The sequence below is a fragment of the Streptococcus sp. 2022WUSS037 genome (assembly GCF_044427225.1).
Lineage (GTDB): Bacteria > Bacillota > Bacilli > Lactobacillales > Streptococcaceae > Streptococcus.
In genome coordinates this window covers 1-26,743 of the sequence record NZ_JAOTGJ010000024.1, presented here as the reverse complement: position 1 = coordinate 26,743, position 26,743 = coordinate 1, and the positions used below count along the sequence as shown (strand labels likewise).

30 protein-coding genes are annotated in these 26,743 nt (G+C 42.6%); 27 read left to right on the top strand and 3 right to left on the bottom strand.

Annotated features, from left to right (window positions below):
* Nucleotides 1–44 precede the first annotated feature (44 nt).
* The 13 genes from nrdR (at nucleotide 45) to greA (ending at nucleotide 13,850) form a co-directional block, all read left to right on the top strand.
* Nucleotides 45–536 (top strand): transcriptional regulator NrdR, encoded by a 492-nt coding sequence (gene nrdR / locus ODU55_RS08630; protein WP_002938341.1) that lies wholly within the window; start codon nucleotides 45–47, stop codon nucleotides 534–536.
* Nucleotides 523–1,674 carry a replication initiation/membrane attachment protein gene (locus ODU55_RS08625; RefSeq protein ID WP_099776967.1) on the top strand — a complete coding sequence of 384 codons (1,152 nt, stop codon included), beginning with the start codon at nucleotides 523–525 and terminating at the stop codon, nucleotides 1,672–1,674. Before nrdR ends, ODU55_RS08625 begins: the two co-directional genes overlap by 14 nt.
* Nucleotides 1,674–2,573, top strand: coding sequence for a primosomal protein DnaI (gene dnaI, locus ODU55_RS08620; RefSeq protein WP_014636109.1), 900 nt, complete (start codon nucleotides 1,674–1,676; stop codon nucleotides 2,571–2,573). The genes ODU55_RS08625 and dnaI overlap by 1 nt, the downstream gene beginning before the upstream one ends.
* Entirely contained in the window at nucleotides 2,570–3,283 is a 714-nt protein-coding gene (locus tag ODU55_RS08615; RefSeq protein ID WP_398582556.1) for an NADPH-dependent oxidoreductase, read from the top strand. The genes dnaI and ODU55_RS08615 overlap by 4 nt, the downstream gene beginning before the upstream one ends.
* Before the next feature lie 17 nt (nucleotides 3,284–3,300).
* Nucleotides 3,301–4,611, top strand: coding sequence for a ribosome biogenesis GTPase Der (der, locus tag ODU55_RS08610; protein ID WP_398582555.1), 1,311 nt, complete (start codon nucleotides 3,301–3,303; stop codon nucleotides 4,609–4,611).
* A gap of 218 nt (nucleotides 4,612–4,829) precedes the next feature.
* Nucleotides 4,830–5,168 carry an MFS transporter gene (locus ODU55_RS08605; RefSeq protein WP_398582554.1) on the top strand — a complete coding sequence of 113 codons (339 nt, stop codon included), beginning with the start codon at nucleotides 4,830–4,832 and terminating at the stop codon, nucleotides 5,166–5,168.
* Nucleotides 5,169–5,399, top strand: a complete 231-nt coding sequence (locus ODU55_RS08600) for a hypothetical protein (protein ID WP_398582553.1) — start codon at nucleotides 5,169–5,171, stop codon at nucleotides 5,397–5,399.
* A gap of 298 nt (nucleotides 5,400–5,697) precedes the next feature.
* Complete coding sequence (locus tag ODU55_RS08595) at nucleotides 5,698–8,790, top strand: SNF2-related protein (RefSeq protein WP_398582552.1); 3,093 nt, start codon at nucleotides 5,698–5,700, stop codon at nucleotides 8,788–8,790.
* Between the two features lie 78 nt (nucleotides 8,791–8,868).
* Nucleotides 8,869–9,531: a hypothetical protein gene (locus tag ODU55_RS08590; RefSeq protein ID WP_398582551.1), complete on the top strand. Its 663-nt coding sequence runs from the start codon at nucleotides 8,869–8,871 to the stop codon at nucleotides 9,529–9,531.
* 1 nt (nucleotide 9,532) lies between these two features.
* Nucleotides 9,533–10,864 (top strand): UDP-N-acetylmuramate--L-alanine ligase, encoded by a 1,332-nt coding sequence (gene murC / locus ODU55_RS08585; RefSeq protein ID WP_024399631.1) that lies wholly within the window; start codon nucleotides 9,533–9,535, stop codon nucleotides 10,862–10,864.
* Nucleotides 10,865–10,919: 55 nt separating this feature from the next.
* A complete protein-coding gene (locus ODU55_RS08580) occupies nucleotides 10,920–11,405 on the top strand; it encodes a GNAT family N-acetyltransferase (RefSeq protein WP_398582550.1) in 486 nt (161 codons plus the stop codon).
* A 71-nt stretch (nucleotides 11,406–11,476) separates the two neighbouring features.
* Nucleotides 11,477–13,294 (top strand): endolytic transglycosylase MltG, encoded by a 1,818-nt coding sequence (gene mltG / locus ODU55_RS08575; protein ID WP_398582549.1) that lies wholly within the window; start codon nucleotides 11,477–11,479, stop codon nucleotides 13,292–13,294.
* Nucleotides 13,295–13,367: 73 nt separating this feature from the next.
* Nucleotides 13,368–13,850 (top strand): transcription elongation factor GreA, encoded by a 483-nt coding sequence (gene greA, locus ODU55_RS08570; protein ID WP_002938298.1) that lies wholly within the window; start codon nucleotides 13,368–13,370, stop codon nucleotides 13,848–13,850.
* 83 nt (nucleotides 13,851–13,933) lie between these two features.
* On the opposite strand, the gene yidC is transcribed toward greA, so the two are convergent.
* A complete protein-coding gene (gene yidC / locus ODU55_RS08565; RefSeq protein WP_024399634.1) occupies nucleotides 13,934–14,848 on the bottom strand; it encodes a membrane protein insertase YidC in 915 nt (304 codons plus the stop codon).
* Nucleotides 14,849–14,914: 66 nt separating this feature from the next.
* Nucleotides 14,915–15,196 carry an acylphosphatase gene (locus ODU55_RS08560; protein WP_002942735.1) on the bottom strand — a complete coding sequence of 94 codons (282 nt, stop codon included), beginning with the start codon at nucleotides 15,194–15,196 and terminating at the stop codon, nucleotides 14,915–14,917.
* 130 nt (nucleotides 15,197–15,326) lie between these two features.
* On the opposite strand from ODU55_RS08560, the gene ODU55_RS08555 reads away from it, so the two are divergent.
* Genes ODU55_RS08555 through ODU55_RS08545 form a run of 3 tightly spaced genes read left to right on the top strand, consistent with a single transcriptional unit; the run spans nucleotide 15,327 to nucleotide 17,319 of the window.
* Complete coding sequence (locus tag ODU55_RS08555; protein ID WP_398582548.1) at nucleotides 15,327–16,067, top strand: TrmH family RNA methyltransferase; 741 nt, start codon at nucleotides 15,327–15,329, stop codon at nucleotides 16,065–16,067.
* 46 nt (nucleotides 16,068–16,113) lie between these two features.
* Nucleotides 16,114–16,596 carry an HD domain-containing protein gene (locus ODU55_RS08550; protein ID WP_002942738.1) on the top strand — a complete coding sequence of 161 codons (483 nt, stop codon included), beginning with the start codon at nucleotides 16,114–16,116 and terminating at the stop codon, nucleotides 16,594–16,596.
* Between the two features lie 21 nt (nucleotides 16,597–16,617).
* Nucleotides 16,618–17,319 carry a Bax inhibitor-1/YccA family protein gene (locus ODU55_RS08545; protein ID WP_009910586.1) on the top strand — a complete coding sequence of 234 codons (702 nt, stop codon included), beginning with the start codon at nucleotides 16,618–16,620 and terminating at the stop codon, nucleotides 17,317–17,319.
* A gap of 49 nt (nucleotides 17,320–17,368) precedes the next feature.
* Here the strand turns inward: ODU55_RS08545 and pepC are convergent, their stop codons facing one another.
* Nucleotides 17,369–18,700: an aminopeptidase C gene (pepC, locus tag ODU55_RS08540; protein ID WP_024391151.1), complete on the bottom strand. Its 1,332-nt coding sequence runs from the start codon at nucleotides 18,698–18,700 to the stop codon at nucleotides 17,369–17,371.
* Between the two features lie 133 nt (nucleotides 18,701–18,833).
* Between pepC and ODU55_RS08535 the strand changes: the two genes are divergently transcribed.
* From ODU55_RS08535 to yidD, 11 genes are all read left to right on the top strand, one after another.
* Nucleotides 18,834–20,081, top strand: coding sequence for a diaminopimelate decarboxylase (locus tag ODU55_RS08535; protein WP_398582547.1), 1,248 nt, complete (start codon nucleotides 18,834–18,836; stop codon nucleotides 20,079–20,081).
* 102 nt (nucleotides 20,082–20,183) lie between these two features.
* Nucleotides 20,184–20,420 (top strand): YneF family protein, encoded by a 237-nt coding sequence (locus tag ODU55_RS08530; protein ID WP_002939206.1) that lies wholly within the window; start codon nucleotides 20,184–20,186, stop codon nucleotides 20,418–20,420.
* An 89-nt stretch (nucleotides 20,421–20,509) separates the two neighbouring features.
* On the top strand, nucleotides 20,510–21,304 hold the full coding sequence (gene racE, locus ODU55_RS08525) for a glutamate racemase (RefSeq protein WP_398582546.1): 795 nt from the start codon (nucleotides 20,510–20,512) through the stop codon (nucleotides 21,302–21,304).
* A complete protein-coding gene (locus tag ODU55_RS08520) occupies nucleotides 21,301–22,311 on the top strand; it encodes a nucleoside-triphosphate diphosphatase (protein ID WP_398582545.1) in 1,011 nt (336 codons plus the stop codon). The genes racE and ODU55_RS08520 overlap by 4 nt, the downstream gene beginning before the upstream one ends.
* Complete coding sequence (locus ODU55_RS08515; protein ID WP_398582544.1) at nucleotides 22,284–22,811, top strand: metallophosphoesterase; 528 nt, start codon at nucleotides 22,284–22,286, stop codon at nucleotides 22,809–22,811. Before ODU55_RS08520 ends, ODU55_RS08515 begins: the two co-directional genes overlap by 28 nt.
* Nucleotides 22,808–23,266 carry a cyclic-di-AMP-binding protein CbpB gene (cbpB, locus tag ODU55_RS08510; RefSeq protein ID WP_029179818.1) on the top strand — a complete coding sequence of 153 codons (459 nt, stop codon included), beginning with the start codon at nucleotides 22,808–22,810 and terminating at the stop codon, nucleotides 23,264–23,266. Before ODU55_RS08515 ends, cbpB begins: the two co-directional genes overlap by 4 nt.
* Nucleotides 23,263–23,994: a site-specific tyrosine recombinase XerD gene (gene xerD / locus ODU55_RS08505; protein ID WP_398582543.1), complete on the top strand. Its 732-nt coding sequence runs from the start codon at nucleotides 23,263–23,265 to the stop codon at nucleotides 23,992–23,994. The genes cbpB and xerD overlap by 4 nt, the downstream gene beginning before the upstream one ends.
* On the top strand, nucleotides 23,994–24,713 hold the full coding sequence (locus ODU55_RS08500) for a segregation/condensation protein A (RefSeq protein ID WP_172100111.1): 720 nt from the start codon (nucleotides 23,994–23,996) through the stop codon (nucleotides 24,711–24,713). The genes xerD and ODU55_RS08500 overlap by 1 nt, the downstream gene beginning before the upstream one ends.
* Complete coding sequence (scpB, locus tag ODU55_RS08495) at nucleotides 24,697–25,266, top strand: SMC-Scp complex subunit ScpB (RefSeq protein WP_105206916.1); 570 nt, start codon at nucleotides 24,697–24,699, stop codon at nucleotides 25,264–25,266. The genes ODU55_RS08500 and scpB overlap by 17 nt, the downstream gene beginning before the upstream one ends.
* The gene (locus ODU55_RS08490) at nucleotides 25,256–25,990 is read left to right on the top strand and encodes a pseudouridine synthase (protein ID WP_029186160.1); all 735 of its coding nucleotides are present in this window, start codon (nucleotides 25,256–25,258) and stop codon (nucleotides 25,988–25,990) included. The genes scpB and ODU55_RS08490 overlap by 11 nt, the downstream gene beginning before the upstream one ends.
* Nucleotides 25,987–26,226, top strand: a complete 240-nt coding sequence (gene yidD, locus ODU55_RS08485) for a membrane protein insertion efficiency factor YidD (RefSeq protein ID WP_398582542.1) — start codon at nucleotides 25,987–25,989, stop codon at nucleotides 26,224–26,226. Before ODU55_RS08490 ends, yidD begins: the two co-directional genes overlap by 4 nt.
* Nucleotides 26,227–26,743: the final 517 nt, after the last annotated feature.

The window sequence follows — 26,743 nt, the reverse complement described above, 5'->3', positions numbered from 1 at the left end:
TTTATGCTATACTGAAGTGATAAAGTTTATGTAGGAGAAAGAGTATGCGTTGTCCAAAATGTCAGAGTTTGAAATCAAGTGTCATTGATAGTCGTCAGGCTGAAGATGGCAATACCATCCGTCGTCGTCGTTCCTGCGATCAATGTGGTCAACGTTTTACCACCTATGAACGGATTGAAGAGAAAACTCTAGTCGTTGTGAAAAAAGACGGAACTAGAGAGCAGTTTTCACGTGAAAAGATTTTCAATGGGATTATTCGTTCTGCTCAAAAGCGCCCTGTGTCAACCGATGATATTGATGAAGTGGTGAATCGGATTGAACAGAAGGTTCGAGCACAAGGTGATAGTGAAATAGAATCCGATGTCATTGGGAATTTGGTAATGGAAGAATTGGTCGAATTGGATGAAATCACCTATGTGCGTTTTGCATCGGTTTATCGTTCTTTCAAAGATGTTGGAGAGCTAGAAAATTTGCTTAAGCAGATGATTTCCAAAGGAAGTAAGGTAAAACCGGGAAAAAAAGATGAAACCAAATGATTTATTTGCCTATATAAAAATCAGCCCGTTTACACCTGATATTGTCAGTCTTAGCCAATGCTACCAGCCGATTATCGGTTTTGATGCATTAGCGCTTTATTATTACTTTTATAGTTTTGCCGATCAAGGGCAAGGACGTTACAAATGGACTGTCATTCTCAATCACATGGATTTTGGGATGAATCGTTTGGAGAAGGCTCTGGATGTTCTGACTGCCATGGGGCTCCTAGAACTCTATCGTGCAGATGAATTAACAGGTTTGGCGCTACAAGCCCCTCTGACCGTAAAAAGTTTTCTAGCGAAACCCTTGTATAAGAACTTGTTAGCAAGGAAGATTGGGGAGTCAAGCATGGAGAATCTGCTTGTTCACCTACCCAATCAGGAACAGAATATCTCAAAAACATTTTCTCAGGTCTTTACCATGGATGGGCAGGCTCCAGTTGTTTTTGAACCGAAACATGATTTTGACTGGTCTGCCTTCAAGGCATTAATGGCTAAAGATAAGCTTCTTTTTCAGGATGAAGCTGAGGATATTATTGCGCTTAGTTACATAGCAGAGCAGGCAGGCTGGACCTGGTTGGAAACCTATCGGCAGGCTAAAGCAACTGCTATTGGACAGACCATCTCGACCAAACGCTTGCAGCAGTCACGCCAGACATTGCCAACAGAAAGCGCCAACCTCACCGCCCAAGAGCAAGCCATTGTTCGTGAAGCGAAAACAAAGTCTAGTTTAGTCTTTTTGTCCTTTATCAAGGAACAACGCAAGGCAGCTGTGACCACAACAGAACGAAAATGCTTGACGGATTTGGCCAATTTGGGTCTGCTTGACGAAGTCATCAATGTCTTGGTCCTCTATACCTTTAACAAGGTGGACTCAGCCAATCTAAATGAAAAATACGCTATGAAGCTGGGCAATGATTTTTCCTACAAGGGAATTGGCAGTGCAGAGGCAGCTGTTCTTTACCTAAGAGAGTTGAAGACAGGTCAAGCTGTTACCAAGCCGAGCCAGCCACAGAAAAGCAATGTGCCTGAGTGGAGTAAGGAAGAGGTTCAGCAAGGACAAACGCAGGAAGGCCAAGCCAAGCTGGCAGCTCTTTATCGTGAATTAGAAGAAATGGAAAACAAAGGAGGTAGCTGATGAAATCAGTTCAAGACAGGTTGTCGCAAACAACCAATCCAAGTCCAAAATCTTATCAGCAACTCTATCAGGAGATAGTGAGTGATCCTGAAGTCGCTGCTTTTATCAAAAAAGAAGGTCTGACCCAGCAGGAAATCACCCTCTCCATTTCTAAGTTTTTGGAATATATCAGTCAACGTGACCTCTTTGTCAAACAGGATGAATCCTATATTGCCAAGGGGTATCAACCTGTTTTGGTTATGAATGAGGGCTATGCGGATGTGTCCTATCTTGAAACAGAGGAATTGGTCGAATACCGTCGTTTGGAAGCAATCAAGAACCGTATCCAGCTCATCAATATGCCTGCGAGTTTGAAGAATGTAACAGTGGCGGATATTGATAAGAGCGATGAAAATCGTGTGGAAGTCATGCTGGCTATTGCAGATTTTGTCAAACGATTTGAGGAAAAACCAAAAGGCCTCTACATCTATGGCAATTTCGGTATTGGAAAAAGTTATTTGATGGCTTATTTAGCCAATCTTTTGTCCAAGACCCATCTTCAATCAACCACTATGCTTCATTATCCAACCTTTGTGGTAGACATAAAAAATGCCATCAAAGATGGTTCTGTCAAGGAGCGAATTGATGAAATCAAGATGGCTCAGGTCTTGGTGCTAGATGACATCGGAGCGGAGCAACATAGTCCTTGGGTACGTGACGATGTCCTGCAGGTCATTCTTCAATACCGCATGCAGGAAAATCTGCCGACCTTCTTTACCTCCAATTTCTCCTTTGATGATTTGGAGCGTCATTTTGCCTCTGGCAAGTCTGGTGATGAGACCTGGCAGGCCAAACGGGTTATGGAGCGGATTCGCTACCTGGCTCGCGATTTGCATTTGAAAGGAAATAACCGCCGATGAATGAAACCATTGATTTGATGCTGAACCATACTTCCGTCCGTCGTTTTACGGAAGAGCCTATTGAGGCGGAACATCTGCAAGCTATTATTTCAGCTGGGCGAGCTGCGTCTAGCTGGAAGAATTTCCAGTCTTATTCCATCATTGTGGTACAGTCGGAGGAGAAAAAACAGGCTCTCTATGATTTGGTGCCCCAACCAGCTATTTTACAGGCTCAGGCCATTCTGGTTTTTGTGGGCGACCATAATCGTGCCAGCAAGGCGGCTCAACTCCATGGTTCAGACTTTGATGCCAAGGGACCTGAGAATCTCCTGATTTCTTCAGTCGACGCGGCTCTAGCAGGGCAAAACGCCCTCTTAGCAGCTGAAAGCTTAGGCTACGGCGGGGTCTTTATCGGTATGATTCGCCATAAGGCTTTGGCAATAGCAGAGCTGTTCAACTTGCCAGATTATACCTATCCAATTTTCTGTATTGCCCTGGGTCGACCAGCCCAAAATCATCCTGTCAAACCACGTTTGGCAAGTGAAACCATTGTCTTTCAGGAAGAATATGTGGAGCAAGGCGTGGAAGTCATCCAAGCCTACGACCAAGTTCAGACAGACTATGCAGGTGCCCGTCAGACAGAAACCTGGTCGGAGCGTATGGTTGCCCAGTTCGGACAGGCAGAACAGCCTGAAACGAGAGCAATTTTAGAAAAAAATAAACTATTGTAAGTAGAAGAGGAGGAGCTATGGCTCTACCAACTATCGCCATCGTTGGCCGTCCCAATGTTGGAAAATCAACACTTTTTAACCGTATCGCTGGTGAACGCATTTCTATCGTAGAAGATGTGGAAGGTGTGACCCGCGACCGTATTTATGCCACTGGTGAGTGGCTCAATCGCAAGTTTTCCCTGATTGATACAGGTGGTATCGATGATGTGGATGCGCCTTTCATGGACCAAATCAAGCATCAGGCTGAGATTGCCATGGATGAAGCGGACGTTATCGTCTTTGTCGTATCAGGCAAAGAAGGTGTGACAGATGCAGACGAGTATGTATCGCGTATCCTTTATAAGACAAACAAACCAGTTATTTTGGTTGTCAATAAAGTTGATAACCCAGAAATGCGTAATGACATCTACGATTTCTATTCACTCGGTCTTGGAGATCCTTATCCAGTATCTTCTGTACACGGTATCGGAACAGGGGATGTCTTGGACGCCATCATTGAAAACCTACCAGCTCAGGAAGCAGAAGAAAATCCAGATATTATCAAGTTCAGCTTGATTGGTCGTCCAAACGTTGGTAAATCCAGTTTGATTAACGCTATTTTGGGTGAAGAGCGCGTGATCGCCTCGCCTGTTGCGGGAACGACCCGTGATGCCATTGATACGCACTTTACAGACCCAGAAGGGCAAGAATTTACCATGATTGATACCGCAGGCATGCGCAAGTCTGGTAAGGTCTATGAAAATACGGAGAAATACTCTGTTATGCGTGCCATGCGTGCCATTGAACGCTCGGATGTTATACTCATGGTCATCAATGCAGAAGAAGGCATTCGTGAGTACGACAAACGCATCGCAGGTTTTGCCCATGAAGCTGGTAAGGGAATGATTATCGTGGTCAACAAGTGGGATACGCTTGAAAAAGACAACCATACCATGAAGCAGTGGGAAGATGATATTCGTGACCAGTTCCAGTATTTATCATACGCACCGATTATCTTTGTATCGGCTTTGACCAAGCAACGCTTGCACAAGTTGCCTGAGATGATCAAGGCCATCAGTGAGAGCCAGAATACCCGCATTCCGTCGGCTGTGCTTAACGATGTCATCATGGATGCCATTGCTATCAATCCAACACCGACTGATAAAGGGAAACGTCTCAAGATTTTCTACGCGACACAAGTTGCGACCAAGCCACCAACATTTGTGGTCTTTGTCAACGAAGAAGAGCTCATGCACTTCTCCTATATGCGTTTCTTGGAAAATCAAATCCGCAAGGCCTTTGTCTTTGAAGGAACACCAATTCATTTGATTGCACGAAAACGGAAATAAGGCTGGGCAAAAAGTCCAGCCACGCTTCTCAGAGTTCGTGTCAACATCTCAGCGCAGTGGTTGATTGGCAGATTTGTTCGTGTTTCACACTCCAAATCTGACCTAATCAACTGTGCGGGGGTGGGAAGACGAACTCTTTTTAGACCAGTCGAGTTCTTTCCCACTCCCTCTTTGCAATCATTCGCAAATATGGTAGAATGGGACTAGGAGGTGTTGGTATGGTCGCGATTCCGATTTGGCGAATTTTCTTTATAGTGCTTTCTATCTCAGCTTTCTATTTTATATTCTATGAAGATAGTCAGTATAAACCTTTTGGATTTCGGTATTGGCTGGGACTAGTGGCTTGTATCTGGCTCAATTTTGTGACTTTGGCATCTTATTTTATCGCCTTTACAGGCGGTTCGATTATGGTTTACAATCAGTATAAACTGCCATTGGTCGTGATCTTCCTTTTTTGTCTATTCGTGGCTAGTATGCTTACCTTACTTTCCTTTAAGGCTATCAAGATTGTGATTCGACGAACCAAATATTATCGACAGGTCAGAAAGGAAGGCTAGATGGAATTTTTTGGTGAGTTGTTGATTGAATTTTTAACTGGTCTAGCAGACTTTGATGAAAGAAACTATCCTCCTTTTGGCCTCCGCTATTGGTTGGGCTGGTTGGGTCTTCTGACCAATCTCTTGATGCTCTTCTTTCTTACATTTGTAACGCTAGTTTTCTCCCTGATGTTTGCGAAAGGAAGGGGTTGGAGCTTCCTCGTATTAAGTCTCTTTTTCATGCCTATATAGTCTTTTAGTTTACTTTTAGTACTAGGCAACGAGCCGCAGGCATAACTGGAGTTAGGCAAGGCGAGTTAACGAAGTAATAAAAGAAAAACTAAATGACGATACTGCTCTTTTGGCTCTATAAAACCCATGGTTTTATCAGGAAAATGTGGCGTGTTACACTGTATTATAGAAAAATGTCTAAGAACATCAGTTGAGTGAACTGGTGTTTTTTGATGCCTTGGCAAAGAATTCTTACTTGAAATATGCTATAATGAAAAGATAATATTTTAGATTGTGCTAAGTCAAAAGAGGTAGTTGAATGGGTCGCATGATGCCGGGGCGAATTCGCCAAGAAGGAATTGATTTGTACGAGGCTGGAAAACTGACTGTTCTTCATAGTGAGAATGGAAAGATGGTGCTGGATATTGCTGGTGAGCGCTTTACTTATGGCGATGCAGATAGCGATTTACAGTGTAGTTGCCAGTTATTTCAAAGTAAGGGCTACTGTCAACACCTAGCTGCCACGGAGTATTTTTTAAAAAATGATGCCTCAGGCAAGGATATGAAGCAGTCTTTGAAAGAAGATGGTGAACAACATAAGGAAACCGTCCGTCGGACTTATTTTGGCGGTCTCTTTTTAGATGAAATTTTGCGACCAGAACCAGAACTGGGGCTTAAGTATCAGTTATCAGTTGAAGGGAACTTATTGCCCTATGATCGTCAGATAGATTGGACCTTGAAAATTACCCGCTTGCCAGATACACGTTCGTACATTGTGCGGGACATCGGAGCTTTTTTGCGCATTGTGAAAGCCAACGGTCACTATCAGATAGGTAAAAATTATTATGAGCAAGTTACTTATGAAAATTTTGATGAACCAAGTCAGGCTCTCCTGGATTTTCTCTGGGCCTTGGTACCAGAGAAAGTTGGTATAGATTCGGATATTCTTACTCATTTTGGACGACATTTTCGTCTGCCACAAGCCTATTTTGAGGAGGGGTTGGAGCTGTTAAATCAGCTAGAACATTTTAACTTTTCCTATCAACAGCAGTCCTATTCCTCCTTGATGGTTCTTCCGTTGACAGGGGAGGAAGGGCTCTATCATTTTGAGGTGACCGTTCACACGCAGATGATTGAAATGGTTATTCACGAAAAAACGGTCCGACCTCTTTTTCATGGGCGCTATCTCTTAGTAAATGGCACGGTTTATAGTGTCAATCGCCAGCAAGAACATCTGATTTACCAAATTTCCGAACTTGTTCCAACCGAATCAGGTTTGAGAAAGGTGCAGGTGGATTTCCCTGACCAAAATCGTCTGGCTTTAAGCTTGTTGGATTTGCAGACAATTGGGACTGTTAAGGCACCTAAGCGCTTCATCATTCATGATTTCAAGCCAGAATTTCATATTCAGATGGAGGCAAATGAGAGTTTATCACTCCAATTGGTTTTGGATTTTGATGGACGTAAGGTAAGGAGTGAGGAGGATTTAGCTCTCCTGCCTTTTGCCAGTCATTTCCAACATTTGGAGAGGGTCTATCAGGCTATTCGTCTAGCTGGCTTTAGGGGGACATATCATGCCCAGAGAGCGGCTCTTAGTCAGCAGGAGCTCTATCCATTTTTCCAACAACAATTGCCTATATTACAAAAAATGGGGCAGGTTCATCTAGCAGAAAGGCTCCAGGCTTTATATATTGAAGCCAAACCTCAATTAGAAATTGTACGTAACGGCTCACTTTTGGATATTTCGTTTGACTTATCAGGTATTGAACAATCTGAAATCGATCAGGCGATTACAGCCTTGCTGAATCAAGAGGATCACTATACTAGCCCGAGTGGTAAGGTATTTGTTTTTGATGAGGAAACCAAGAAAATCAGTCGAACCCTAATCTATCTGCGAGCCCGTCATGGTAAGGAGGGGCAGGTACAAGTCCATGCTCTTGCCGGTTACCAATTGGCTCAATCCTTGTCACAATTCAACCAAGTCAGTTTCTCCAAGGAATTTGAGGAAATGGCAAGCTATCTAGCTCAGCCAGATTTGTTCCCGCTTCCTGATGTGGAAGTAACAACGTCGCTTAGGGATTATCAGCAGACAGGGCTTAAGTGGTTGACTATGCTGGATACGTATGGTTTTGGTGGAATTTTAGCTGACGACATGGGGCTTGGAAAGACCTTGCAAACTATCGCCTTTCTGTCCAGTCGGATGACAAAAGATTCCAAAGTTTTAATATTGGCACCGTCCAGCTTGATTTATAACTGGTTAGATGAGTGCAAGCGGTTTGCTCCAAGTTTAGATGTGGCAGTTGTTCATGGAAACAAGGAACAGCGTGAAGAGATCATTGCCAATGGTCACCAAGTCTTAGTTACCTCCTATCCATCCTTCAGACAGGATGTTGCACTCTATAGACAGGAACACTTTGACTACCTCATTTTAGATGAGGCGCAGGTTATGAAAAATGCCCAATCTAAGATTGCACAGCTACTGCGTGAGTTTGAGGTTGGGAATTGCTTTGCCCTCTCAGGTACGCCGATTGAAAACCATTTGACGGAACTCTGGTCCATTTTCCAAATTGTCTTACCAGGTTTATTGCCAGGCAAACAAGACTTCGGTAAATTAGCAGCCAAGGACATTGCGCGGACCATTCAACCCTTCGTTCTCAGACGTCATAAGGAAGACGTTCTTCAGGAATTACCTGATTTGATAGAAGTCAATGTACTTAATGAACTGACAGATGAACAAAAAGCCATCTACCTAGCCCAGCTTCAACAAATGCGGACTCAAATAGCTGGCGCAGATGATGCTCAAATCAATCGTAGCAAGATAGAAATCCTATCAGGAATTACTCGCTTACGTCAAATCTGCGATACACCCAGCCTTTTCATGGAAGAGTTTAGTGGTGAGAGTGGCAAACTTAATAGTTTGAAAGAATTACTCTTGCAGCTAAAAGAAGGTGAACACAGGGTCTTGATATTCTCCCAATTCAGAAATATGCTGGAAAAAATAGAAGAACAGCTGAAAGAAATTGGGATGATATCCTATACTCTGACTGGTTCAACCCCTGCTAACCAACGCCAAGAAATGACACAGGCCTTCAATGCAGGAAGTCGAGATGCCTTTCTCATTTCCTTGAAAGCAGGTGGCGTTGGCTTGAATTTGACAGGTGCAGACACAGTCATCCTAGTCGATCTTTGGTGGAATCCTGCCGTGGAAGCTCAGGCTATCAGTCGGGCTCATCGCATGGGGCAGACTGAAAAGGTTGAATGCTATCGCCTGATTACTAGAGGGACAATCGAAGAGAAGATTCAAGAATTGCAAGAAAATAAAAAGAACCTTGTCAAAACAGTCCTTGATGGTAATGAAAGCCGAGCGAATTTGACGGTTGAGGACATTCGCGAGATTTTAGGGATTGAGTGATATGGAATCAGTTGACTCAGCGTAGAATTAGGAAATAAGGCCTAAGTATGGTATAATAAGGGTTCGAAAGGATGACTTATGATTAGACATGAAAAAAGATTTCCACTAGTCGCAGATGATGAGGTACTAGTTGGAGAAAATCCAATTATGAGTTTATATGATGAGAGCGACCTGATTAGCAATATCAGGGGACCTTATCAAGAAAAGGAATTTAGCTGGTCTACCGATTCACAGCGAGTTGCGTTGACAAAACCAGTAGCACAAACGGAAGATGAGCTCCTGCCTCCTCTGTTTGAAGCTAAGCCAAGCCATTATTCTCGCAAGGAACGCCTTCAGCAACTGACTAAAACGAAGCCTTCTCCAGTGAAAACACAGGGGCAGTTGGCTCGTGAACAGGCTAGAGAAGACTTGAAGAAAAAACGATCAGCAACCTACTTAAGAGATGAAAAACCAGCACCAGCTAAAGTTGTGGTGAAACCTCCTGTCGTTGCAACAACTGAATCTAAGGCAGGTCGGTTGACACGTTTGGCGGACAACCTACGTCAGACAGACTATATTCTCGCTGATATGCCAGCTGTCTATTCTTTGAAGAAAGAAGATAGAGAACAGGAACAGGTTATAAAGAAAAATTCGTATGACTTTTTAAGAAAGAGTCAGGTTTATAATTATCCTGAGCGCAGACAACAACGAGATCGCCAAGTGGCACAAGAATTGAATTTGACACATATAGAAGAGGAATAACATGACAAAAACCTATCATTTTATCGGAATTAAGGGGTCAGGTATGAGCGCACTTGCTCTTATGTTGCATCAAATGGGGCATAAGGTTCAAGGTAGTGATGTAGAGAAATACTACTTTACACAACGCGGGCTTGAACAAGCTGGGATTCAGATTTTACCATTTGATGAGAAAAATATTACAGCAGATGTCGAATTGATTGCTGGTAATGCTTTTCGTCCAGATAACAATGTGGAAATCGCTTATGCTGATGCCCAGGGCTATACCTACAAACGTTACCATGAATTTCTAGGTGAATTTATGAAAGGTTTTACGAGCCTCGGTGTTGCTGGTGCCCATGGTAAGACCTCTACAACGGGATTATTGGCACATGTTATGCGCAATATTACAGATACTTCCTTCCTGATTGGTGATGGTACTGGTCGCGGTTCGGCAAATGCTCAGTATTTTGTGTTCGAATCCGATGAATACGAACGTCACTTTGCCCCATACCATCCTGAATACAGCATCATTACCAATATTGATTTTGACCATCCAGATTATTTCACTAGTCTAGAGGATGTTTTCAATGCTTTCAATGATTATGCGAAGCAAGTAAAAAAAGCTCTCTTCGTTTTTGGTGAAGATGAGCAACTTCGTCGTATCACGGCAAATGCTCCAATCTACTATTATGGCTTGGAAGACAATAATGATTTTGTTGCCTATGACTTGAAGCCTTCTACAAGTGGTTCACAATTCAAAGTTCGCCATGGTGAAGAAGAGTTGGGAGAATTCCAAATTCCAACCTTTGGCAAGCATAATGTGATGAATGCAACAGCTGTTATTGCCAATCTCTATATTGCTGGATTTGATTTGAAACTGGTTGCAGAACACTTGAAGACATTTGGAGGTGTCAAACGTCGCTTTACGGAGAAAATTGTCAATGATACTGTTATCATTGATGACTTTGCTCACCATCCAACGGAAATCATTGCAACCATTGATGCGGCACGTCAGAAGTATCCTAGCAAGGAGTTGGTAGCCATTTTCCAACCACATACATTCACTCGTACCATTGCGCTTCTCGATGAGTTTGCAGATGCTTTGAATGGAGCAGATGCAGTTTACCTTGCTCAAATTTATGGCTCAGCGCGTGAAACAGACAATGGTCAGGTTAAGGTAGAAGATTTGGCGGCTAAAATCAACAAAAAAGGTGGACTTGTTACAGTTGAAAACACTTCACCACTTTTAGACCATGACAATGCAGTATATGTATTTATGGGCGCTGGTGATATTCAGTCCTATGAATATTCCTTCGAAAGACTCTTGTCAAATCTTACAAATAACGTCCAATAAAAAGAAAGACGGAGGCCTATGGCCCCTGTTTTTCCGCTATATAAGGGAGAAAATTATGGAAATTCGTTTTGCTACTCCTTCGGATTTAGAACAAGTTGTTTTGATTGAAAATGCCAATTTTTCCAAAGAAGAACAAATAGTTGAGTCTGTTCTCGCCATATATCTGAATGCTTTGAGTAAAACCTGTTTAATAATGGAACACGATGGGGAAATAGCAGGATATTTATTATCCTGTCCTTCTGTTTCGCAGACTGTTACAGACGATATTTTTTACTTGACAGAGAGTGACATGCCGACAGGCAGTCACCTAGCTATTGCCAGTCTATCCGTAGCGGATACCTATAAGGGCCAGGGAGTGGGGACACTTTTGTTGGCAGCCATAAAAGAAGTGGCTTTAGCGGGAGGATTTGAAGGAGTTTCCCTGACCTGTAAAGAGTATTTGATTAGCTACTATGAAATGAACCAGTTTGAAGACTTTGGCCCCTCCTTGTCACAATTTGGAGGACAAATGTGGAGTGATATGTACTGGAAAGCCTTGTAGAAAGGGAAGTTCTTGCAATTCATAAGCCTTTAAGATATAATGTATAGTAACTGTGTGAAAGGAGTAACAGCGTGACAAAGGATACGAATGAAAAAAACACGCAGTCTTCAAGCTTCCGCGATCAAATTTTACGAGATTTGGAAGAATTGAAGGTGAAACGTTTGGCGGAACAATCAGCGGATGTTCTTGTTGATAAGCGTAACGAAATTATCAACGAGCTTCAGCCTAGTTTTGCCGAAGAAAAAGCCCCCCATAGAGAGACTGAAATTGTAAAAGTAGAAGGTATTGCTTTCCCTGATTCATACTTGCCAGAAGAACAGCAAGAATCCGAAGTGATGACGGAAAGTATTGAAGAGCCAACATCAGAAACTTTGGCTACTCCAGAGACTTTTGTGATTGAAAAAGAAGTCATTTCAAGTCCGGTTCCTCAAGATACGGTGGAGCGGAACTTGGAAGAGCTACGAAACCTTGTAGCGGCTAATACTGTAGAATTTGATGAGGCTCCATCAAGTTCGTTGGTTTCCGAACCAGTTGAGCCTGTTCTTTCAGAGAAGTCTTCTTTGGAAGATACATTTTTGGAATTTCCAACGGAAGATGTATCAGCTGTAACGGGTGATACAGAGGTTATCTCACTGGGAGAAACAATTGTTGCAACGAAGGCAGTAGCTCCAGTTGCAGCGACAGAAGAGCGGATGCAACCAACACAGTCTAGACGATCATCGTCGCACAGAGCAAACAAGCAACGTCGTAAAAAACAGGATAAAGCTGCTAAACGCATTGTCTCTGTTATCATGTCGATTATTGTAGTGGCGGTTCTAGTGACAGGTCTTACTGGCTATATGTGGGTAAAATCTAGTCTGGAACCAGTCAATACCAAAGCTACAGAAGCAATTCAGGTAGAGATTCCAGAAGGCTCTTCAACTTTAGAAATTGGTAAAATTTTAGTCGATAACAAGTTGATTAAGAATGCTACTATTTTTAATTACTACTCTAAAATTAAGAGCTATAATAATTTCCAAAGTGGTTTTTATAATTTAAAACAAAATATGTCTGTGGATGACATCGCCAAAGCACTTCAAGAAAGTGGCACTCCGACAGCTCAAAAAGAAGCCGCAGGTAAGATTTTGATTGTCGAAGGATATACACTGACACAAATTGCTCAGGCTATTACAGATAATACCAAGACAGAAGATAAAAATGATAAAACACCATTTACCACAGAACAATTTATGGCTACTGTGACCAACCAAGATTTTATTAATCGAATGGTTGCTACTTATCCAAAATTGTTTGCCAGCTTACCAGCTGCTGATAGTGGAGTTATTTATCAGTTGGAAGGTTACCTCTTCCCAGCGGTTTATGAATACAGCGATGAAACAACTATCGAAGAGCTCGTTGAGCAAATGATTGCCGCGATGGATAATCGTTTACAACCATATTATGAAACGATTGCTGCTAAGAATTTGACTGTAAATGAAGTTCTTACCTTGGCATCTTTGGTTGAAAAAGAAGGTTCGACTGATGAAGATCGTCGAAACATTGCAAGTGTCTTCTTTAACCGCTTGAATGCAACAATGCCTCTACAATCCAATATTGCAATCTTGTATGCTCAGGGTAAACTTGGTCAAGAAACAACTTTGGCAGAAGATGCAGCGATTGATACATCAATTGAGTCACCATACAACATTTATTGGACACCAGGATTGCTGCCTGGACCAGTGGATAGTCCAAGCCTTTCGGCTATCGAGGCAGTGATTAATGCCAACACGACAGACTATCTTTACTTTGTAGCAGATGTTACAACTGGAAATGTTTACTTTACAAATAATATTGATGAACATAACCAAAACGTTGCTAAGTATGTAAATGCACATCTTAATAATGAGTAAATTTTTACAACAAAATTATGTGGTTTTCCACATAATTTTGTTTTCATGGAAAATAAAAGAAAAGGAAAGACAAATGGCAGAAAAAACATATCCAATGACCTTGGAAGAAAAGGAAAAACTAGAAAAAGAACTAGAGGAACTAAAGCTAGTTCGTCGACCAGAAATTGTTGAACGTATTAAAATTGCTCGTTCTTACGGAGACCTTTCAGAAAACTCTGAGTACGAAGCAGCTAAAGATGAACAGGCTTTTGTTGAAGGGCAAATCTCAACAATCGAAACAAAAATTCGCTATGCTGAAATCGTAAACAGTGATGCAGTTGCTGCGGATGAAGTGGCAATTGGTAAGACTGTGACTGTTCAAGAAGTTGGTGAGACCGAGGAAGAAGTCTATCATATCGTTGGTGCTGCAGGTGCAGATGCCTTTGCAAACAAGATTTCAAATGAAAGCCCAATTGGCCATGCTTTGATTGGTAAAAAAACAGGAGATGTTGCAACAATTGAAACACCTGCTGGTAGCTATGATGTAAAAATCTTGAAGGTTGAAAAAACGAAATAAGGTGTGGAGAGAGTCGTAAGATTCTCTCTTTTTATTCGCGTAGGTACTAAAAAAGATTGGGAATCCCAATCTTTTAGTATTTATTATCTAGAACGTTGTTTACCGGCGTTACGGTTTGATTTCTTAGACGTTTTTTCTTCGATGATAGCGGATGCTTTAGGAGTTACATCCTTGATAGTTGATTTATATGGTTTTGGAGGATTATTTTTAAATTCTTCTTCAACCTTAGCACGGATACGTGGTTTCAAGATGAAGTTTGTAAGAGCTTGTTGAATAAGACCGATAAATCCACCGACTACCCAGTAGAGGGTAACACCAGCAGGTGAAGACCAAGAGAACATAACAATCATCAATGGGTTCATGATTGCCACAGCTCTCATTTGTTTCTTCTGTTCTTCGTCCATACCGACTTGCATCAGAAGTGATTGAGCGTAGTAGAGGATACCAGCAATAGCTGTTAGAATGAGACTTGCAGAACCGAGATCAATGCCAAGGAAGGTTGCTTCTGAGATTCCTTCCGTGTAACGAGCTGCATAGAAGAGTGCCGTAAAGAATGGCATTTGAATCAAGATAGGAAGGCAGCCCATTCCACCAAATACGCTGACACCATATTGTTTTTGAGCAGCAAAGTATTCCTGTTGGGCAGCCAATTGCTCTTCTTGGGAACTTGCATTTTTCATGCGTTCTTGGATTGGACCTAAAATTGGTTTGAGGTAATTCATTTTCTCAGACTGATAGGTTGATTTCCAAGATTGGTAAATACCTAGTGGCATGATGAAGAGACGAACAATCAATGTCACGATAATGATAGCAACACCGAAACCGAGTCCTTGGTTTTCCGCGAAGAATTTAATCAGGTTTCCCATTGGGGCAACAAGGAAGTTGTAGACCCAACCTTCACCAGTAGGAACACCGTTCTTTGTCTGCACACATCCTGATAGAAATACTAGCGTAGACAGGGCTAGACCTGTTAATAAAATTCGTTTATTCTTTTTCAAAATGATACATTCCTTTTTTTACAAGATACATTCTATTTTACTTTTTTTGTTCAAAATATACAAGTTTTATCTATAAGCCACCTGAAAATCCTTATAGTCTTCGAAGTTGGCTAGGGTGACATCGAGATAGGTGACTTTGGCCATACGAGAAGGCCCTTTCCGAATTTCATGGATAAAATGGCTGAGCTTCTCAGCATTATCTGACTGAGCTAAGATGGTAACAGTTCCATCATCATTATTCCAAACTCTGCCGTAGATGTCGCCTATTTCCACAGCTAAAAATTGAACAGACCAACGAAAGCCGACTCCTTGCACACGACCAGATGCAATCATTTTTACCTTTCGCATAAGTTTCTCCTTTTGACAAGACATTTACTTTATTATATCATGGTTGGGTAAGACTGTTCAAAAATCAAGATAATTGATTTAGCCGTTGGAAAATTGAAGTTGCTGAGCAGTAAAAGAAAAAGGGGCATTCATGGAGATCATTCGCTCAAAGGCCAATCATTTGGTCAAGCAGGTTAAGAAATTACAACAGAAAAAATACCGTACTTCTTCTTATTTGATTGAAGGTTGGCATTTGTTGGAGGAGGCTTTGGCAGCCAAAGTACCTATTGAACATATTTTGGTATCAGAAGAACATGTTCATCGGGTTTCTGGCTTATCCAATGTAACAGTTGTCAGTTCAGATATTATGCAGGATTTGGCAGACTCACGGACACCGCAAGGGGTAGTAGCTCAACTGTTTTTACCAAATCAGACCTTACCTGATGTCTTAACAGGAAAATTTTTGGTTCTGGAGGATGTGCAGGACCCTGGAAATGTTGGTACCATGATTCGTACAGCTGATGCAGCTGGTTTTGATGGAGTATTCCTATCGGATAAGTCTGCAGATATTTACAATATGAAAGTTCTGCGTTCCATGCAAGGGAGTCATTTCCATTTACCAGTTTATCGGATGCCGATGACCGCTATTTTTTCTGCTTTAAAAAGCAATCAGATACAAATCTTGGCAACAACCCTCTCTAGTCAGTCGGTTGACTATAAGGAAGTTACGCCAAATCCGAGCTTTGCCTTGGTCATGGGAAATGAAGGTCAAGGAATTTCAACTTTTGTAGCCGATGAGGCGGATCAACTTGTCCATATTACCATGCCAGGGCAGGCGGAAAGCCTCAATGTAGCCATTGCGGCGGGCATTCTATTGTTTAGCTTTATTTAAGCCAAGTGTACTATAGTGTGGTATAATATTCCAACGAGGTTAACGAATGGTTGCATATAAACAAGATAAAGAATACATGCATTACGTGGGGCACTTGATTGCCACACCCAAGGTGCAAAAATTGGGGAAAATCCCTCATCATTATTACTCCACGCGCTTGGAACATTCCATAAATGTCTCTTATACAAGCTATAAGATTGCGAAAAAATTTGGTTGGGATGCCAAGTCAACAGCCCGTGGTGGTCTATTGCATGATTTATTCTTCTATGATTGGAGAGACACCAAATTCAACAAGAGCCATGCTTGGGTTCATCCACGAATTGCTAAGCGCAATGCTCAGAAACTCATTCAACTCAATAAACTAGAAGAAGACATCATTGTGAAGCATATGTTTGGTGCGACAATCGCTCCTCCTCGCTACAAGGAATCTTGGATTGTGACATGTGTGGATAAGTATTGGGCTGTGAGAGAGTGGAGTCTGCCCTTACAACACAAGTGGAAAAATCGTAAGGTCTTTCGGTTTCAATAAAATGATTTAAAGGAGAATAGTATGAATAACGATTCATTTATTATTAATCAGGTGGATAATACCGCCCTCAACCGTTTCTTCGGTAAAATTTATGGTGTGGTTGCCATGGGAATTGGTCTATCAGCTCTAGTTTCTTTCTTGGCTGTGACCGTCTTTCAATCTTTATTGCTTAGTCTGCTGAGTGCAGGCTCCATCATCATGATGCTGATTATGATCGGTCAGATTGCCTTGGTTGTTTCTGCTTCAGCAATGGCAGCTAAAAATAGCCCAATGGCTCTACCAATGTTTCTTGCCTACTCAGTAACAAATGGTATTACCATCAGCATGATTTTGATGTTCTATACTAGCGAAACAGTTGTACTCGCCTTCGTGTCAGCGGCTCTCATGTTTGCTATCATGGCTGTAATTGGGATGACAACGAAGAAGGATCTTTCTGGTATGGCTCAGGCATTGCGTGCAGCTCTATGGGGAATTATTATTGCAAGTGTTATTAATATCTTCCTTCGTAGCTCAGGTCTAAGCTTTATGATGTCTATCATTTCTGTTTTGGTATTCTCAGGTTTGATTGCTTATGACAACCAACGTATCCGCAATGTTTTCGAACAAACTGGTGGTAATGTTGGCCAAGGTTGGGTCGTATCCATGGCGCTTCAGCTCTATCTTGACTTCATCAACCTCTTCCTCAACTTACTCCGTATCTTTGGTGGTTTGAGTAGAGACTAATTATGACATATAAAAAAGAGGGGTGCCCTCTTTTTTTATATGTCGTTTGTTATGCTAGAGCTCCCATTGGATCCCATGGGGCAAGGACTTGTGGTTGAGCTTGATAAGCTGCTAGTTCTTCTGGTGTGAGGAATTCTTTTCGGACAACAATTTGATAAGTGTACTCGTCCATCCAGCTATCTGATGCGACGAAGTATCCCTTGTCCCCAACCTTGTCACCCCAAGAGTTTTCTACTTTCCATTTGAGAGGTTGCTCATTATCGTCTAAATCAACACCAGTTAAGACCATAGCGTGGGTCATCAAACTTTCGGAGTAGTCTAATCTTCCAGCCTTGTCTTGATGGAAATGGATACCCAGACCTGAAGAGAAGTCGTAGGTGTTGGTTGCCATAATACCAGTTTGACGATTGCTACTTTGACCGACATCGGAACCAAACCAAACGGACTCACCAGCTTTGAGTTGGGCAATAGCCAGTTCTTTAAAACGGTTCATTTCTACATTGAGGTAGCGGACAGCAGGGGCGCCAACAACGTTCCCCAACAATTCGACTGTATAAGATTTATTGTAGGGTTTGTCAGTTGTAGGAGCGTTGATAATGGAGACATAGTCAGATAGTTTCAAACCAACGTATTTCTCGTAGAATGCCTGAGGTGTTACATTTGTATCACGATGATAGACATTGTCTTTATCTCTATATGCAAAATCAAAGCTGCGTGGAGGGAGTCCAAGGTTGACGGCTAGGAAGTTAAAGATTTCTTGAAGCAAGTTTTCTTTTTGTACTTGAACTTCTTCCGAGGAAGCTCCTTTGGCAAGGAGGTCTCGCAAGATTTGTGCATCTTGACGGAGCAATTTGTTAAGGTACTGATTGAGCTCACGGCTGGCACTGGATGAGATAGATTCTGGATAGACGGATTTTGGTACCACACCATATTTTTCAAATAGAGCAACAACCATATCCCATTGACCGCCATCTTGTTGCGGGGTATCCAATAAGAATTTTACCTTACGGCTACCAATTTCTTGGTCAGCTGTAGCAATGATTTGTTCGAGGAACCAGTTGGACTTTTCATATTTATCCCAAAAGAAGGTATGGGCCTGTGATAGCTCAAAATTTTCCAGTTTGAAGTCTGAGATGAGCTTGTGGCGGAAGGTATTCAATGCAGCAAACATCCAGCAACGTCCAGAAGCCTTTTGGTTTGAAACAGCGTCCTTGGTCAAATCGATTGAAAAGACATAGTCATTGTCGATGGCGCTTTGGCGTGTTTCCAAGGATTTCAAAAGTCCGTTGTGGCTAACTGCATTTTCGGTTGCCTGTAGGCTTGGATTAGCTAGATAGTTGGCATACAAGCGTTCTGTAAAATCAAAATCTAATGTTGACATATATTACTCCTTTTTTAATGATATTCACATTATAGCGCTCATAATTTATTTTGCAAGTATTTGGTGGAGTTGAAAGCTACAGTTCCTCACATATTTGTGATATAATAGGAAAAATATTTGATGAGGTAGAGAGATGACCAAGACACCATTTGTAAGTAAAGAAGTTTTAGACACCATTACGGAGCAATTTCCGACTCCATTCCATTTGTATGATGAAAAAGGTATTCGTGAGAAGGCGCGTGCCCTCAATGCAGCTTTTTCATGGAACAAGGGCTTTAAGGAATATTTTGCGGTCAAGGCGACTCCAACTCCAGCTATTTTAAAAATTCTACAAGAAGAAGGCTGTGGAGTGGACTGTGCAACGGATGTAGAAGTGTTGATGAGTGAAAAATTGGGCTTTAAGGACATCATGTTCACATCCAATGATACCCAAGCGCAAGAATTTGTCTATGCCAGAAAAGTTGGGGCGACTATTAACCTGGATGCCTATGAGCATATTGAGTTTTTGAAAAATGTTGCTGGGATTCCTGAGACGGTCTGCCTCCGTTACAATCCAGGTGGGGTCTTCTCGCTGGGAACGGATATTATGGACCACCCAGAAGAGTCTAAATTTGGTATGACCAAGGACCAGCTCATGAAGGGCTACAAGGAACTAAAAGAGCTTGGTGTTAAGGAATTTGGGATCCATGCCTTTCTGGCCTCAAACACTGTTACCAATGATTACTACCCTGTCTTAGCTCGTCAACTCTTTGAATTGGCCTTGGAAATCCGTGAGGAAACAGGTGCGACCTTGGACTTTATCAACCTATCAGGTGGGATTGGTGTCAACTATCGTCCAGAACAAGAACCAAACGACATTGCGGTCATTGGTGAGGGAGTTCGCAAGGTCTATGAGGAAATTCTTACTCCAGCAGGTATGGGACATGTCAAAATCTTTACGGAATTGGGCCGTTTTATGTTGGCGCCACATGGTCACTTGATTACCAAAGTGCTTCACCGTAAGGAGACCTATCGGACGTATGTCGGTGTCGATGCATCAGCTGCCAACCTCATGCGCCCAGCTTTCTATGGCGCCTACCACCATATCACCAACATCACCCGCCCAGATGCCCCGATCGAAGTGGTGGATGTGGCTGGTTCCCTCTGTGAAAACAACGACAAGTTTGCGGTTAATCGGGAATTACCACGCGCAGAAGTAGGAGACACCTTGGTCATTCATGACAGCGGTGCACATGGCTTCTCCATGGGCTACAACTACAACGGTCGTCTGCGTTCCTCTGAAATCCTTTTGCAGGAAGATGGCACAGCGCGGATGATTCGTCGTGCTGAAACACCAGAGGATTATTTCGCGACCATTTACGGTTTTGAATTTGACAGGTAAGTCTTGGAAAAGCCTGCTGAATTTGGTATAATAGATTCATTAAGAGATTGTCGCAGGGCAATTCCGAATGAATTATTTTTAGAAGAGTCAGGAGATTGACAAATGAACTTAGGTTTAGCAATTTTATTGATTGTATTGGCATTTGCAGGTGGTGTAGCCTTGGGTATTTACTTGTCTCGCAAACAAGTGGAAAACTATATTGCTGACAAGCCAGTTTTGGATGAAAATGCTTTGCGTTTGATGATGAGCCAAATGGGGCAAAAACCAAGCGAAGCAAAAGTACAACAAGTACTTCGCCAAATCAAGAGCCAACAAAAAGTGGCAAGCAAGAAAAAATAATCAAACTGGGACTGGGATATTCATTCCCAGATCCCATTTTTTGAGTAGAAAAGAAAGGCTAGTCAGATTTTCTGACTATTCTCAGTATTATGGATAATCGACCAATAGGTTTTTTAGATTCAGGTGTGGGGGGATTAACGGTTGCGCGTGAGTTAATGCGCCAACTTCCCCATGAAGAAATCGTTTATATCGGGGACTCGGCACGGGCACCTTATGGACCCCGTCCAGCAGAACAAATCAGAGAATATACGTGGCAGTTGGTCAATTTCCTTTTGACAAAAAATGTAAAAATGATTGTTTTTGCCTGCAATACGGCAACAGCGGTAGCCTGGGAAGAAGTCAAGGAAAAATTGGATATTCCTGTTTTGGGTGTTATTTTACCAGGTGCCTCGGCAGCTATCAAGGCAACGCAAACTGGTAAGGTTGGTGTCTTAGGAACGGCTATGACCATTCAATCCGATATCTATCGTGAAAAAATTCAGGCCCTTTCTCCGGAAACGCAGGTAGACAGTTTGGCCTGTCCTAAATTTGCACCACTGGTTGAGTCCAATAGCCACCAATCCAGTCTTGCCAAAAAGATTGTTTATGAGACACTTCGCCCACTCGTTGGGAAAGTGGACACCTTGGTTTTGGGCTGCACCCATTATCCCCTGCTTCGCCCTATCATTCAGAATGCCATGGGCAAGGAGGTCAAGTTGATTGACAGTGGTGCAGAGTGTGCGCGGGATATTTCTGTATTATTAAATTATTTTCAAATCAACCGCAGCCGAACCGAAAAGGATATTCAGCACAGATTTTACACAACAGCTAGTCCGGCAGCTTTCAAGGAAATAGCTGAAAGCTGGATGGGCATTGATATTCATGTGGAGCATGTAGAACTATGACAGACAAGATATACGAATACAGAGATGAACACAATTGGTTTATTGGAAAGGCTAGCTTTGCTAACCTACTTGGTTCCTTTGGAGAAAATGGAAGAGAGCAGGAAATTTACCAGATTGGTCAGTTGTTTGATAAACTGATTGCAGGTAACTATGAAGATGACAACTTCAACCAGTGTGTCAAGATTGAAGTGATCAAACTTCAGTCTGAATTTGCCCTCTTTCAATTTGCCTGTGATATTTTGAATGAGTTAAACAATCGCCAGTTCAAGACTCTCCAACACCAAGGAGCTATTCTGGTGACAGAAGCTGACAAATTGCTCTTGGTTCATCTGCCCCAAACAGGGGTTAGCACGGCAGATTTCTTCGGTCAAGACAAGGGCTTGGCAAGCGTGGGAGATACCATCTTGATTGCCACTAAAAATGAAGGTAAGACCAAGGAATTTCGCAAGTTTTTTGAGCGTTTTGGCTACCAGGTCGAGAACCTCAACAATTATCCTGACCTGCCAGATGTAGCAGAAACAGGTATGACCTTTGAGGAAAATGCAAGGCTCAAGGCTGAAACCATAGCAGAGCTGACAGGCAAGATGGTCTTGGCTGATGATTCAGGCTTGAAGGTTGATGCTCTCGGTGGTTTGCCAGGAGTTTGGTCTGCCCGTTTTTCAGGACCAGATGCCACAGATGAGCTCAATAATGCCAAGCTCTTGCATGAATTGGCCATGGTCTTCGACCTAAAAAATCGCTCTGCTCAATTCCATTGTACTCTGGTCATGGCAGCGCCAAATCGTGATAGTTTGGTGGTCGAAGCGGACTGGGAAGGTTTTATCGGTATGGACCTCCGTGGGGAAAACGGGTTTGGATATGATCCGCTTTTCCTCGTAGGCGAAACAGGTAAGACCTCGGCAGAATTGACCTTAGAAGAAAAAAATAAGATTTCCCATCGTGCACAAGCACTAGAAAAATTAGTGGAGGCATTTCCAGTATGGCAGGAGCAAGCAAAACAATCCTAGTCATGAGCGACTCTCATGGGGATAGACAGATTGTAGAAGAGATTAAAAAACATTATCTTGGCAAGGTAGACGCTATCTTTCACAATGGCGATTCGGAGCTAGATAGTCAAGATAGCTTGTGGGATGGTATTCAAGTGGTCAATGGCAACTGCGACTATTTTGGTGGCTACCCTGACCAGCTCATTACCCGATTGGGTGATGTGACCATTGCTCAGACCCATGGTCATCTCTATGGCATTAATTACGGCTGGCAACGGTTGGATTATTGGGCCCAGGAAGTGGATGCAGACATTTGTTTGTATGGGCATTTGCATGTGCCAGATGCAGAAGTGCGTGGCAAGACCCTCTTCCTCAATCCTGGTTCCGTCAGCCAACCTCGTGGTTTGGTCAGAGAATGTCTTTATGCCCTAGTGACCATCTATGATGATCACTTCCATGTGGATTACTACAATCGACAGCACCAACTATTTCCAGCTTTGACAAAGGATATTTCACGATGATTGCACGAGAATTTGAAGCGTTTTTACTGGATCAAGAAGAAACGTTCTTAACACCAGCAGATAAATTGGCCGTTATCATTGATACCCATAATATTGACCATGCCAAGCTGTTACTCAGCCACATGACCTATTCCCGTGTGCCCGTGGTGACAGAAGATGGTCGTTTCTTCGGCACCATTGGCTTGACGGAGATTATCAAGTACCAGGCTGAGCATGAGTTATCAGATGATGAATTGAATACAGATATTTCCTTGATTGCTAAGACAGATGAAGAGACGGTTGGTTTGGATTATGACTTGACAGAAGTCATGCGCAAGCTAGTCGACCAATCCTTCCTACCCGTTCTAGGGGAAAATAGAGAATTTCTAGGTATTATTACCCGTAAATCCATTCTCAAAGCCATCAATGCCCTCCTGCATAATTTCCCCCTAGCATCAAAAGAAGGTAAGAAATGAAGCAGGCCATAGAAGCGTTTATCCAGAGCAAAAAGGTCAGTGTTAATAGTCAAAAATCCTATACCTACGACCTGCAGCAATTTGTGACAGTAACAAAAGGGGATATTCACCAGCAATCCTTACTGGTCTATCAACAGTCCCTTCTAGACTTGAAACCTGCTGCTCAGAAGAGAAAGCTCTCAACGGTCAATCAATTTCTCTACTTTCTCTATGAAAGAGGTCGCTTGGACAGGTTTTACAAGCTACAGGCTCTGACAGGTCCAGCCAGCGTTAAAAAAAAGCTGGAGCGTGAGGATCTTTCTCTCCTTTTTCAAGACAATCCTTGGCTGGAGGGACAGCTCATTGCTCTTTTGATAGCATATTTGGGATTGATACCTAGCGAAATAGCAGAGCTGACTAGCCAGCAGGTCAATCTGGATTTTCAAGTCCTAACAGTTGAGAAAGGGGGAGCCAAACGCGTTCTCACCTTGCCCAAGGAATTACTTGTTTATTTGGAAAGGCATTTGACTGGAATGTATGTCTTTGACAAAAAAGGGCAGACCTATTCTCGTCAATGGTTTTTCAATCGTCTGACGGAATTTGTCCGGTCCATCGGCAAGCCTGATTGGACAGCCCAAAAATTAAGAGAACAGTATATTCTGAGCCAGATAGATGAGGGAAAATCCTTGGACCAAATCGCCAAGCAGTTGGGACTAAAAACAAGCATGAGTTTGGAAAAATTTAGATAATGGATATAAAATTAAAAGATTTTGAAGGACCTCTGGATCTCTTGCTTCACCTGGTTTCCAAGTATCAAGTAGATATTTACGAGGTTCCAATTACAGAGGTCATTGAGCAATACCTTGCCTACATTGCCACCTTACAGGCCATGCGTTTGGAGGTGGCAGGAGAGTATATGGTCATGGCCAGTCAGTTGATGGTCATCAAAAGCCGTAGGCTCTTACCAAAAGTTGTCGAGCAGACAGACCCTGAAGATGACCCAGAAATGGACCTCTTGGACCAGTTGGAAGAATACCGCAAGTTCAAACTTCTTAGTGAAAAAATGGGGGAACAGCATGATGAACGGGCCAATTATTTTTCAAAACCCAAGCTGGACTTGATTTATGAAGATGTTCAGCTAGCTAAAGACAAGACAGTCATTGATATTTTCCTAGCCTTTTCGAAAGTCATGGCTGAAAAACAGGCCAGTCTCCGTCAGTCCCATGCGACCATTGCCCGTGATGAGTATAAAATCGAAGACATGATGGACTTTGTCCGCAGTCGTTTTCAAACGAGTTCACGGATTGAACTGGGCCAGCTCTTTAAGGAGAGCCAGGACATCAATGAGGTCATTACCATTTTTCTGGCAACCTTGGAATTGGTCAAGGTCCATGAGATTGTTCTGGAACAGGCAGAAACCTTTGGAGATATTTATCTAGTAAGGAGTGAACATGAATCGCTTAGCTGAAATCGAAGTCCTGCTCTTTGTAGCAGGTGAGGATGGCTTGAGCTTACGCAATTTGGCAGAGATGCTGGAATTGCAGCCCACAGCTGTCAGCCAGCAATTAGAAAAACTCAGTGAAAAATACATGGCCGACAAGGCATCGGGTCTCGCTCTCTTAGAATCTTCCAACCGCTACAAGTTGGTCACTAAGAAAGAGTATGCCGACCTTTTGCGGATTTATGCCAAGACACCTATCAACCAGACCATGTCCAGAGCTCTTTTGGAAACCTTGTCGATTGTTGCCTACAAACAGCCTATTACACGGATTGAAGTCGATGATATTCGTGGGGTCAATTCCAGCGGTGCCATTAGTAAGTTACAGGCCTTTGACCTTATCCGTGAGAATGGGAAGAAGGAAGTTCTTGGTAGACCCAATCTCTATGTAACGACGGATTATTTCCTGGATTACATGGGAATCAATAGCCTAGAAGAATTGCCAGATGTGTCTGAAATCGACTTGGTTGAGCAAGAAACTGAGCTATTCATAGAAAGAAATGAGTTAGAAGATGAGAATTAACAAATACATTGCCCACGCTGGTGTAGCCAGTCGTCGTAAAGCAGAAGAATTGATTAAGCAGGGCTTGGTAACCGTTAATGGTCAAGTTGTTCGCGAATTGGCAACGACCATTAAGTCAGGCGATAAGGTAGAAGTAGAAGGCCAGCCGATTTACAACGAGGAGAAAGTGTATTACCTACTCCATAAGCCAAAAGGTGTTATTTCCAGTGTGTCAGACGACAAGGGACGAAAGACCGTTGTGGATTTGTTGCCAACGGTCAAAGAGCGGATTTATCCTGTTGGTCGTTTGGACTGGGATACTTCAGGTGTCCTAATTTTGACCAATGACGGTGATTTTACGGATGAGATGATTCACCCTCGTAATGAGATTGATAAGGTGTACTTGGCGCGTGTCAAAGGGGTTGCTAACAAGGAAGTCCTGCGTCCCTTGACCCGTGGTGTTGTCATTGATGGCAAGAAAACCAAACCAGCGGTGTATGAGATTATCAAGGTGGATCCCGTTAAGAACCGCTCAGTTGTGGAATTAACAATCCATGAAGGTAGAAACCACCAGGTTAAGAAGATGTTTGAAGCAGTTGGTTTACAGGTGGACAAACTCTCTCGTACCCGCTTTGGGAATTTGGACTTGACCGGTTTACGCCCAGGGGAATACCGCAAGCTCAATAAGAAAGACATCAGCAAACTGCATACGCTAGCAGTTACCAAGCCGGTCAAGAAAAAATGACAAAGCTACTCATTGGCCTGGTCAAATTCTATCAGAAATTTATTTCTCCCCTTTTTCCGCCCTCCTGTCGCTATCGGCCCACTTGTTCCACTTATATGATTGAGGCCTTGCAAAAACATGGACTCAAGGGGTTTTTGATGGGCCTGGCTCGAATTAGTCGCTGTCATCCCTTTGTGGAAGGTGGGGAAGATCCTGTACCGGACAGGTTTAGTCTGAAAAGAAATAGGCAGAAGTAGGGCAACCTACTTTTTTGTTATTTCTAGTTGTTTATACTCTTCGAAAATCAAAATTATCCGTTGTCAAGAGCCTTGATGAGTGAAAAGCTCCAGTGGAAGTTTTCAGCCTGTTACCTTGAAATAAGAAAGTAACAGAGTTCTATCTTCGACTTCGTTTTCTAGGCTACTTTTGATTTTCATTGAGTATTAGTTTGTTTTTAGTACTCACTTCAAAGGTTCGGGAGCCTTTGAAGGCTGGAGATAGGCCGAAACAAGTTCACCTCAATATTAACAGTCCACTGGACTGTTAAAGCCAATCAACCACTGCGCTCAGATGTTGACACGAACTCTGAGAAGCAAGGTTGGTCTTTTTGCCCAGCCTCCGCTCTTCGAAGGAATCAAAGATAAAATAATGACTGATATGTAAAGCCCTTTGTCAAGTAAAAAACAATCGAACTGATAAAAAATGAAAAGTATCTAGAAAGAGCCTAGTTCTTAGCTTCGGGCATTGGCCACTCTGATATTCGTGGATTGGTTA